Origin of the sequence: Alteromonas sp. DY56-G5 (assembly GCF_041414725.1) — a bacterium.
In the GTDB taxonomy this organism is placed as follows: domain Bacteria; phylum Pseudomonadota; class Gammaproteobacteria; order Enterobacterales; family Alteromonadaceae; genus Alteromonas; species Alteromonas macleodii.
Map to the genome: position 1 here is coordinate 17798 of NZ_JANHZQ010000049.1, position 9707 is coordinate 27504.

General features: G+C 43.5%; 12 protein-coding genes. 3 read left to right on the plus strand and 9 right to left on the minus strand.

Going from position 1 to position 9707, the window contains the following annotated elements; translation table 11 throughout:
* Positions 1-12: 12 nt before the first annotated feature.
* From NO989_RS18480 to NO989_RS18520, 9 genes are all read right to left on the minus strand, one after another.
* Complete coding sequence (locus NO989_RS18480; protein ID WP_014997000.1) at positions 13-807, minus strand: cytochrome c3 family protein; 795 nt, start codon at positions 805-807, stop codon at positions 13-15.
* Positions 804-1562 (minus strand): hypothetical protein, encoded by a 759-nt coding sequence (locus tag NO989_RS18485; protein ID WP_014996999.1) that lies wholly within the window; start codon positions 1560-1562, stop codon positions 804-806. Before NO989_RS18485 ends, NO989_RS18480 begins: the two co-directional genes overlap by 4 nt.
* Positions 1562-3496 (minus strand): 2Fe-2S iron-sulfur cluster-binding protein, encoded by a 1935-nt coding sequence (locus NO989_RS18490; RefSeq protein ID WP_015066012.1) that lies wholly within the window; start codon positions 3494-3496, stop codon positions 1562-1564. The genes NO989_RS18485 and NO989_RS18490 overlap by 1 nt, the downstream gene beginning before the upstream one ends.
* Complete coding sequence (locus NO989_RS18495; RefSeq protein ID WP_020742694.1) at positions 3493-4338, minus strand: hypothetical protein; 846 nt, start codon at positions 4336-4338, stop codon at positions 3493-3495. The genes NO989_RS18490 and NO989_RS18495 overlap by 4 nt, the downstream gene beginning before the upstream one ends.
* A gap of 28 nt (positions 4339-4366) precedes the next feature.
* Positions 4367-4723 carry a hypothetical protein gene (locus NO989_RS18500; RefSeq protein ID WP_012516849.1) on the minus strand — a complete coding sequence of 119 codons (357 nt, stop codon included), beginning with the start codon at positions 4721-4723 and terminating at the stop codon, positions 4367-4369.
* Positions 4724-4795: 72 nt separating this feature from the next.
* Entirely contained in the window at positions 4796-5227 is a 432-nt protein-coding gene (locus NO989_RS18505) for a hypothetical protein (RefSeq protein ID WP_012516848.1), read from the minus strand.
* Positions 5228-5323: 96 nt separating this feature from the next.
* A complete protein-coding gene (locus NO989_RS18510) occupies positions 5324-5617 on the minus strand; it encodes a cytochrome c (protein ID WP_226434253.1) in 294 nt (97 codons plus the stop codon).
* 15 nt (positions 5618-5632) lie between these two features.
* Positions 5633-5848 carry a hypothetical protein gene (locus tag NO989_RS18515; RefSeq protein ID WP_012516846.1) on the minus strand — a complete coding sequence of 72 codons (216 nt, stop codon included), beginning with the start codon at positions 5846-5848 and terminating at the stop codon, positions 5633-5635.
* Positions 5849-5856: 8 nt separating this feature from the next.
* Entirely contained in the window at positions 5857-6030 is a 174-nt protein-coding gene (locus tag NO989_RS18520) for a hypothetical protein (RefSeq protein ID WP_012516845.1), read from the minus strand.
* Between the two features lie 433 nt (positions 6031-6463).
* On the opposite strand from NO989_RS18520, the gene NO989_RS18525 reads away from it, so the two are divergent.
* From NO989_RS18525 to NO989_RS18535, 3 genes are all read left to right on the plus strand, one after another.
* Positions 6464-8581: an SDR family NAD(P)-dependent oxidoreductase gene (locus tag NO989_RS18525; RefSeq protein ID WP_156087393.1), complete on the plus strand. Its 2118-nt coding sequence runs from the start codon at positions 6464-6466 to the stop codon at positions 8579-8581.
* A 99-nt stretch (positions 8582-8680) separates the two neighbouring features.
* Positions 8681-8992 (plus strand): hypothetical protein, encoded by a 312-nt coding sequence (locus NO989_RS18530; RefSeq protein WP_012516843.1) that lies wholly within the window; start codon positions 8681-8683, stop codon positions 8990-8992.
* Positions 8993-9001: 9 nt separating this feature from the next.
* On the plus strand, positions 9002-9673 hold the full coding sequence (locus NO989_RS18535) for a hypothetical protein (protein ID WP_371342987.1): 672 nt from the start codon (positions 9002-9004) through the stop codon (positions 9671-9673).
* The last annotated feature ends 34 nt before the right edge of the window (positions 9674-9707 follow it).

Consider the following 9707-nt stretch of genomic DNA (forward strand, 5'->3'; position numbering starts at 1 on the left):
AGTTTGTACCCCTTAATGGTGTTTATACCACCCGGCACGCTTAATATCGTTCCAGGACGTAGATTGATGGCAGGCATAGCATTCCTCAACTTTAGCTTTAGGCTCGCCTGCCACTTTGGCGGAAATCATTTTAAAATGCTGCATATAGTGACTGGGCGGCGCTTCATGACATTGATTGCAATCACGTGATTGACTCGACGGGTGAATAAACTTTGGCAATGACCATTTGTCTGTGCTGTGACACTGCACGCAATCCTCTCCAAATAGACCTAAATGGCGATCATCGTTGCTGTGACATTGCGTACAATTTAATAAGGCTTCTTTATCACTGACCTCAGGGTGCACAAACAAGGGCTCAGGAGTTTGTTTATTCGCTAGTATGTTCTCCAAAAACGCCATGGTGGCAGCGCCCTCGTCAAACGGGACATTTGGGTTGGGGAGCATATTGAAACCAATGTCGACTAACGCTATATGGCTCATGAGCGAAATGTTGGCCGATTCACCTTTGTGCTCTACATGGCAACTTGCACATTCTTTGATGTCGGTATGAAATGCAGTGGGTTGACGCGCAACGATATGCGTATCATTTGCATGACACGCCACACATTTGTCACGCTCAACGCCCTTCACCGGTGTGTGACAACTCAAACAGTCATCCGCGAGAAAGGCATGTGCTTTATTGAGTGAACCGGGTTCAACCATTTTTTCCCATGGAATTTGTGCGCTATCTTCAGGCATATGAATGAAATGACTGACGCCAAAGCCAGCAGCAACTAAGCCAAGAACGATTATTATCCATTTCATCATAACCAGCGCAGTCCAAAGTAAACTTCACTGAAAATGTGAAAAAACAGGACTACATAAAGTGTCATTGAAATCACGATGTGAAATTTTAACCAACGAGCAAACCACACCTTCGCGGTGTCATGAATGAGAATGCTGTACTCAACATCGGAAATTGTATCAATGATAGAAAGAACCTGGCTTTCTTGTTTGAACAATTTACTTTGTGCTGAAGTAGGCACATTTAACGTGATGTAAGGAATATGTCGTGCGGATGTTTGGGCAAACGTCGAATATCTGTCATCACAGACTGCGTCTTTCAACGCCTGTTTTGCGTTAGAAAGCGCAACGTGGAGTTCATTTACTTGGCGCTTTTTCTCTTTCACATTCGATGAAATAAGACCGAGTACATATCGACCCACAAACCCACTGATCACAACGACCATCATAAAGATAACAAGCGAAACTCCGGTAGCACTATCAAAACGATGGGCACTATGGATCAGCGCTAGAATAGGCCCCAGCACACCAGCATAGATATGTATACGCAGGAGCGTTGGCATAGCGATGTGCTTCGTCACGACTTTCTTAAGTGATTTGTTACGCTTAATGGTCATGTATACCAATGGGATAAGCATTAATACCGAAGCGCTTAAACCCACGCCAAATCCAATAAAACTGCCTGGGAATGCTGGGTCTCTATGCCATAAAAAACCGAGCCATAGCAGGATCATTAGGACAACCAAGCTGCTTACAATTGTGCGCTCTTGAGAATTCATTAAGCCTCAACCTCCACATCAGATTTAGGGATAGCTTGGCACGCCAGAATATACCCACTGAGCTTATCTTCAGGCTCCAGCCCATCATCAACCTCCATATCGACGTCACCACGTAGCAGTTTCACCTTACAACTCCCGCACGAACCCGCTCTGCATGAATTCTCTATATCTACATCGAGTCCATCAGCGACGTCTAATACGGTCTCATCCGGACCCGCGTGGGCTTCGACGTCTGAAAGACTAAACCGTACTTGTCTGTTGTTGCCTGCGTTGGTGTTAGTGGCTAATTGAGGTTTAACGGGAGCGGGCTCTGGTTTAGCAGCCCCAAACGCTTCGGTTTTAATATGCGTGTTAGGCATACCCAATTCGGCTAGCATTTTTTTCGTAGCATCCATCATTGCAGGAGGCCCACAAATATGCGCAGTTTTTGAGGCAATATCTGGCACAAATTCGTTTATCATTGCGGATGAAAAGCGGCCTTGGGGCCCCATCCAGGATGTACCCTCTGCTTGAGTCATACTGACCAGTACTTTTAACCGAGGATGACGTGCTTGCAGATATTTTAATTCCTGTTCAAAAATAAAGTCGTTGGACGTTCGCGTACAAAACAGAAAATAAATATCACCGTCCCAGCACGTCGTCGTCAAGTAGCGGACAGCGCTCATCATCGGTGTGATCCCCACTCCCCCAGAAATCAACACCACGCTGTTTGAACCATGACCATTGAAATAAAATTTACCGCCGGGGGCTTTAATTGAAAGCGTATTTCCTACCTCAACCGCGTCATGCATATAACGAGAAACCACACCGAACTCCTCTCGCTTTATCGTAACTTCAAAGTAATACTGTTCAGTGGGCGATGATGCAATGGTGTATGAGCGCTTAACTGGCTTTTCAAAACCATCGATGTTCAGTGTGAACGTGACAAATTGACCTGGTTCGAAATCAAATGGAATGGTTTGTCCATCTGGGCTGGCTAGACGTAACGTTTTAACATCATGGGTTTCATTAAAAATCGCGGTTACTACCATACCGCCACTAAACGTGCCCTTGCGCGATGAGGCAGTGGATGACAATGCTGGCTCGCTACTTTGCGCAGGTGCCGAAGCATGCTGCTGGGCAGCCGGATTAGATTCGACAACAGAGGAAACTTTTGTCGTTGGCGCAGATGTGCTTGCGGTGTCAGTAGACTTAAGCTCTTCGAGCAGCGCGGCAGCTCTGCGCATCTTAAATCCATACACATACACCATAACAATTGTAAATATGAGTAAAACGAGCATCACTGCGCTGTGAAACGGTGTCATACCAAATAGGGTTGAAGTACCTTTTTCCGGCGCACTGGGAAGCAAATTCATTTGTGACTTGAACCAGGTTAATGCCACTCTTCGTGGTTCTTGCCCGTCTTGTATGGCACGTTTCGCAGCAAGACCACTGTCAAAATGGGCTATACCCTCTTTAACTGTTTCAACAGCCATTTGCATTTGGGAATAGTCATCAGTGGCAGCTGCGCGGGCAAGCCAATCAAAACCTGTAGCAAGTTGCTCACTTCCTTGTTGCATTCTTGCGGTTGCTTTAATCAGAACAGTCTCTCTTTGTTCGGGTGTAGCTGAATGCATGCGCATTAGCGTGGGATAGAGATCTTTAGGTTTGGGTGCACCCATTTTCTCCATCATTTTATCCATGCCTTTTGCCATACCGGATCCCATCATGGCGTCAGCATTGCCCAGCGGTCCTTTACCTTGTGTAGCAGTCGGCAAAACATCCGTATTAGCGTTGACAGTGGGATCATTGGTAGCTTCAGGATGGTGGCTCGCATGCTCACTATCCTCTGGCTGTTGCTGTGCGTAACTGCTCGTCGTTGCGAATAACAGCATAACGTTCAAAATGACGGCGTAACGCAGAAAAAATGATGTGTGTGGCCACCACATGCTCATAACTCACCTGTTTGTTCGGCCATCCACAGGCTATTTATCTTAGCGATCTGAGAGGGCGTTAATACTGATACCGCTTTCCCTACCGATGTAATAAACTGCAACCGCAAGGCGCTGTTTGTGGCTTCTATTTCAGCAATGGTGTCTTTGATATTGTCGTATTGAGGTAGCCCCTGAGCGGTCAATTCCCACAACGATGCTTCTAACGCACTTCGCTGCAGCGTAAAGCTTTGTTGAGTAGACTCCCATTCAGTTCGGATCGTGAGAAGCGTTTGGTACTGACCATCGGTCAATTCGAGTGTCTCTTTGTGGTTTAAGAAAAAAGCTTGCTCTCCAACGTGGTATAAATGCAGCGCTCCACTGACACCGGGTAAGCTTTCATTTAATGGAGAACCAGATATCTGTGTTTTATTTTGTTCAGGTGGTGTACCCATCATTGAGCTGTTTTTCATCATCATTTTGCACATCATTCCCATGCACGATTTCCCGCGCATTGGCATCATGCCTTTATTCTTACTCTTTCCCATTTTCATTGTGTTTGTTGCTGAAAGTGGCATTGATGATGTATTGAGTGAAACACTGGTATCACTCGGATTTACACTCTCATTGCTTTTTGGCTGGGTCGCTAATGAATTGTCTAACGAGCGCAAAGCGGTTTGGATTTTAGCGAAGTCATCAACGTTTAACTCAGGCTGAGTTTCTTTAGTTTCTGATGAATTGTTTTTTTTGTCTGGCTCAGTACTTTGTGGTACTGCTGAGCACGCGGTTGTGAATAAGACACTCACTAATACCAGCGTCACAATAACCGCTATACGGTAGGGTTGGTGATAAACTCTATTATTCACAACGGCATACTCCTAATTAAAATATTAATCAAAAACCACGGTCAAACTCGACCATGTCATAACGCGTAATTTCGCCATCCAGCACAATAGCTTCCGCGAAGTGCTTATCCTTAGTTTTTCCAAGACGAATTTTCCCAACGAACTCTCGTGAATAGCTGTTTTCACCTTCTGAGATTGCTGTAGGGTCGTAGACAGTTCTATAGACATTAAAAACTTGATGTTCCTTCAAACCATCCGTATCAGATACACATACCACTGCTTGCTTATCATCGACTGTAACAACTTGCCCACTCATGATGTAGTCGTGATAAACCTGGCTTGCGCATCCTCCGAGGAGTCCAACTGACAAGACTACAATTGAAAAAAACTTAATTAATTTATTCATGTAAAATTCCTGTGATTATTGAAATAAGCGAGACAGCAGGTCACCTCCTGCCTCGTAACGTGGTGATTAGCTCTATTTGTGTTTATGTATTGGTTTAGACTTTTCAGCGGTGTGCCCCATCATTTGGCTCATCATGTCTTCCATCATCGACATACGCTGTTCCATCATTTTCATTTTGTCTTCGGTGGACATATCAGTGTGTTTGTGTTTCATTCCTTTTCCCGCTTTCATCCCCATCGAGTCGCTTCCTTCCATCATGCCCATCATGTCTTGCATCTTTTGGGCATGCTCATGCAACATGGCTTCGCGCTTCTCCGGATCCGATTCACTCTTAACGGCATCCAATACTGCGCGCATTTCTTCCATATGCGTCTGCATCTTTTGCATCATCTGACCATCCATCATCGGCATATCAGATTTGTCAGTCTGTTGATATGCAAAAGAAGTCGCTATTGGCGCAACGACTAAAGCACTGGCCAGTAATAGTGAAGTAAGCTTTTTCATAAGATTGTTTCCTTTGATTATGCTCAGTTGAGCGTTTTAGGTTTAAAGTTTACGTCTTGTCACCTTAATCTAATGTCTTAGACTCAGGTCAATAGGCTATATGGACGATAAAAACTCAGCTAAAGCTTCAAGCTCATCATCTGTAATCGGCATTTGCGGCATTGCGGACGACGAGTTATTAAATTGAGGCTCCTTAACTTTGCGCAAAAAGAATGCCCTGCCTTTTTCGCTAATAACATTATCCAGCGATGGACCGAGTGTTCCGCCTGCGCCTTGCACTTGATGACACCCCTGACAACCATATCGAGTGAGTACGTCACGTGGATTGACTGTTAATGATTTAGCCAGAGTCACCTCTACCGGTTGAGCAGGACTAGAAGCTATTTCCATGAATTCAAGAATGGCTTATACTTCGCTGCCGGTTAAATGCGCTTTTTCGCGCATGTGTGGCATGATCACTCTCCACTCACTGATAGAAAACTCACGCACAGGCCTACTGTTATGACAACGCGCACAGTTGTTATTAATTAACTCTGCGCCAGAAAGTGTGGTTTCATCGTCTGCCAAGTTCGGTAACGAAATAAATGTGATTAGTGCACATATAATTAATTTCTTGTTCATGATATCCCCTAGAATCCATAGCTGAATTGCACAGCAAACCGTGTATCATCAGGGCCTTCAACTACGTCTGTATCTTCATAGCCCACCTTAATAACTGAACGAGGGTCCAACCAATAGTTGACACCTACCATCCAGCGCTCCGCTTCTTCAATTTTATTGGTTTCAGCATATTCAAGGACCAATTCAGTACTACCTAGGGATTGAAAAGCATGCCCAACGAAGAAAGTACCTTGTAAAAACCATCCATTGCGTGAAAATGAGTCAATAGTTTGCTCATGATCTCGCTCAACAAATGAGTCCGTTTCAGTTTTAATATACTCGCCTCTGATGATGGCGTGAGTACTAATAAAGTTGATATCAAACCCATTGGCTGTGATATCTAGTTGTCCTTGTTCGTCGTAGGCACCTTAATAAAATGTTTATGTATTTAATCGTAGTGATTTCATTTCAACTGTAGTTGATTCAGATCAAAGCATCACAACGAATCGATTACGGTTTGATTACATTTCTGTAATCAAACCATTAACTTTATTTATCCATTCAAGGACTTTACTTATGCTGAAGCTATCAAACATATAAGTGAGCTTTCACTCTTCTACGAAATAGGCTTTTAAGATGTTGTATCAACAGACAGCACTAATATCAGGCGCTAGCTCTGGTATAGGACTTGCGCTTACAAAAGAGCTTCTACTCTCCTACCCTTTTATCCAGATCGTAGCACTTTGTAGAAATCCAGAAACTTTACAACAGCTTAAAAGGTCTTATGGGGATAGGGTCAGAATCGAGTGTATCGATTTCACTAATAGGGATTGTATTAAAAGCCTTCAAAACGTTGTCAATCAGCATACTCACTTTAGCTACCTGATCCATTGCGCAGGTGTTGTCATGCCATTTGGAGATATTAGCAACGTCGCCCCTGATGAGTGGGAGGCAACCCAATGGATAAATGTCGAAGTACCTCGCCTTTTAACGCAGATATGCTTAAAAAAATTTAGTCATAGCCGCGTGATGTTTTTAACCAGTGATTTGCCTGTACAACCCGTTGCTGGCGCCTCAGCTTATTGTGTGAGCAAAGCATCATTAAATATGCTGTGCCAGTGTTTTCAACGTGAAGTCGATAACGATATTGCTGTTTTTACAACTGTGGCTCCTGGAAACGTCGACACGAAGATGCAGGAAACGATAAGGCAAGCCTCAAATCGAGTTTTGCCTGCATCGGAGTTAATGCGCAGTATGTTTTCGGCAAACAAGCTTTTACCTCCCCGATTAGTTGCACAATATCTGCGACAATTGCTAAGCGATGTCACGCCAAACACTTTTGGAAGTCGTAGTTGGAATTTACTAGAGAGTATTGTTGAAGTTTCACCTGCAAAACAGACAAAAACTGATTCAATTGACACGCGTGCTACTGAAACAAGCCTGGTAGAACTGGCAAGTCTTGTTGGCGGCGCATTCTGGTCACCGGGTAGTGCAGAATATGAAGAAAACAGGAAAGTATTCAATCAAGGTGTTTCGCGTTTTCCGTTAGTAATTATTCAACCTAAGACAAAGACCGATATTATACACATTGTCAAATGTGCAAAGCAGTTGCGCTTATCCATTACAATTAAGGGTCAAGGGCATGGTGTAAGTGGCATGTCGGTCCTTAACAATGCAATTGTAATTGATATGTCGATGTTTAAAACAACTGTACTGAATGTTGATAAGAGCTCAGTAAACGTCGGCGCAGGCGTCAAAAATAGTGAATTGGACCATTTTCTAGCGCAACACAATAAAGTGGTTCCTTTGGGTACCTGTCCCGATGTTGGTGTTGTCGGCGCAACATTGGGAGGGGGGATCGGTTTTTTGTCCAGAAAGCTTGGTTTGAGTTGCGACAATGTGCTCGCGTTTGGATTGATAACTGCTGACGGTAAAGTAAGACAAGTGACAGAATCCCAACATCCGGATTTGTTTTGGGCATTAAAAGGGTGTGGCCATGGTCAATTTGGCGTTGTGACCGATATCACGTTTAAATTACACGATGCCCCCCAAAATATTGATGGCCGAATACTCGAGTGGCCATTATGTCACGCACGATCTATTCTTAGGCAATATAGCAAAACAGTGCTCAGTGATAACAGATCGGTTTTTCTATATGCATATCTCTCGCGATCGATGGAAGATAAAGCTCGAATTTCGATAATGGGGTTTAGTGAGGACTCGGTGCAGGGTTTGGATTCTGTAGCCAAATGGCAAGACGGTGCCAAATTGTTAAGTAGGCGGTCGCAATACGTTGAATGCCAATCCAATGACTACGATAGTGATCTGAGTTTGTATTGGCGAAATGGCATAATTGAAGGCGAGCTATCAGACGAATTCATTGAAACACTTTTATCGTGTTACCGAGCTTGTCCGGGAAATTCAGGTGGATTTATGCTAGACCCGCTTTGTGGCGCTATTCAGGATGTAAACGCTGACGATTCGGCATTTATTCACCGCAACGCTTCTTTCGTCTGTAGTATCACAGGGATCACTCAAGCTGAATGTGACGATACTGAAGTTATCGATTGGGTGAATAAATCTTTCGATTTGCTATTACCGTTTTTTAATGGTCATTCTTACCAAAATTATGACATGGGGAATGGGTCGCCACTTGCTCTTTACTACGGCCAACACACAGCTCGTTTGAAATTATTAAAACAACAATACGATCCTACTGGTCTGTTTATGAGCTCTCTTCTGCGCCCTGACTAAAAAACTTTTAGTCATTGCTGTGACGATTTCGATATTGTGAACGTATGTTCTACCCATATTGAATTGGCATTGTGGTTACTTGTAACAAGGAAATAGTTTATGAAAAGATGGATATGTTTGTTTCTTGTGATGTCATCATCGCTCGCACATCCAAATGATCGTGAGCATGGCGATTTTTACAGAGGATTAACTGGTCTTAAAGCACAAATTGATGAAATTAATCGTGACTTGATTTTGCTGGAAAATGCCACCCTTTCGAGTTCAGAAGTCAACAGGCGACTGGCTCGGATTGAGCAACAAATTGATGACGCAAATAAGAAAATTTCAGAGGCTTCTGACGCAGAGTTACGTGAGTTGAGTGCTCAAGAGTTAGAGCAGGTAAAGCGGTCTTTGCAGGTTCTCAACATGTAAGACATTCGAATGCAATTGCAACCCCATTTAAATCAACTGCATAAATCGACTAAATCTGAAACACTACTCGCTTCTTGGATGAACCATGTTCAAAGTTCGCGAACGAAGGCAGTTAAAGATGAAGCTGAAAGCGACTTAGTTGCCTTGAGAGAAGCAACGGATCGTGAACTGATAGAACTACAAATGAACACGCAGCGGCAAATTAATTCACTGACTGAGAGGCACGAAAACGATATTGTTCGCCTCACTCAAGACCATAAGGAAGAAGTAAGGCGTCTTGAGCAATTAAATTTAGACAAGGTTCAATATGCAGAGACAGCATTTGAAAATCTAATGGGAGAAACAGAAACACAAAATGGGCTGATATTTAAAAACCTCGCGGTCTCCATATATCTTCGCCGGTTCTTAGTGGAAGATGGTTACGATCGGTTTTTTAACGACTTAACGCTTACTTCAATTGATGAAACAGCAACGGTTCGGTGTGATCCAAGCATATTAAGAGAAGTGATTTCAATTCAAGAGCACGCAATTTTACGGTTTGAAAAAGTCAAAAACAAGCTAGAAGATGCTAAAATGCTGTATTACGAAGCATTACTAGATCTTGCATTTTATGAGGCTGAAATGTCGCGGTTTGGTATATGGGGTTTTGCGCCCATCCCCTCGAAATCGGCATCAGAATGATGACGGCCAAATGAACGCGCTTTTTGTGAATTCT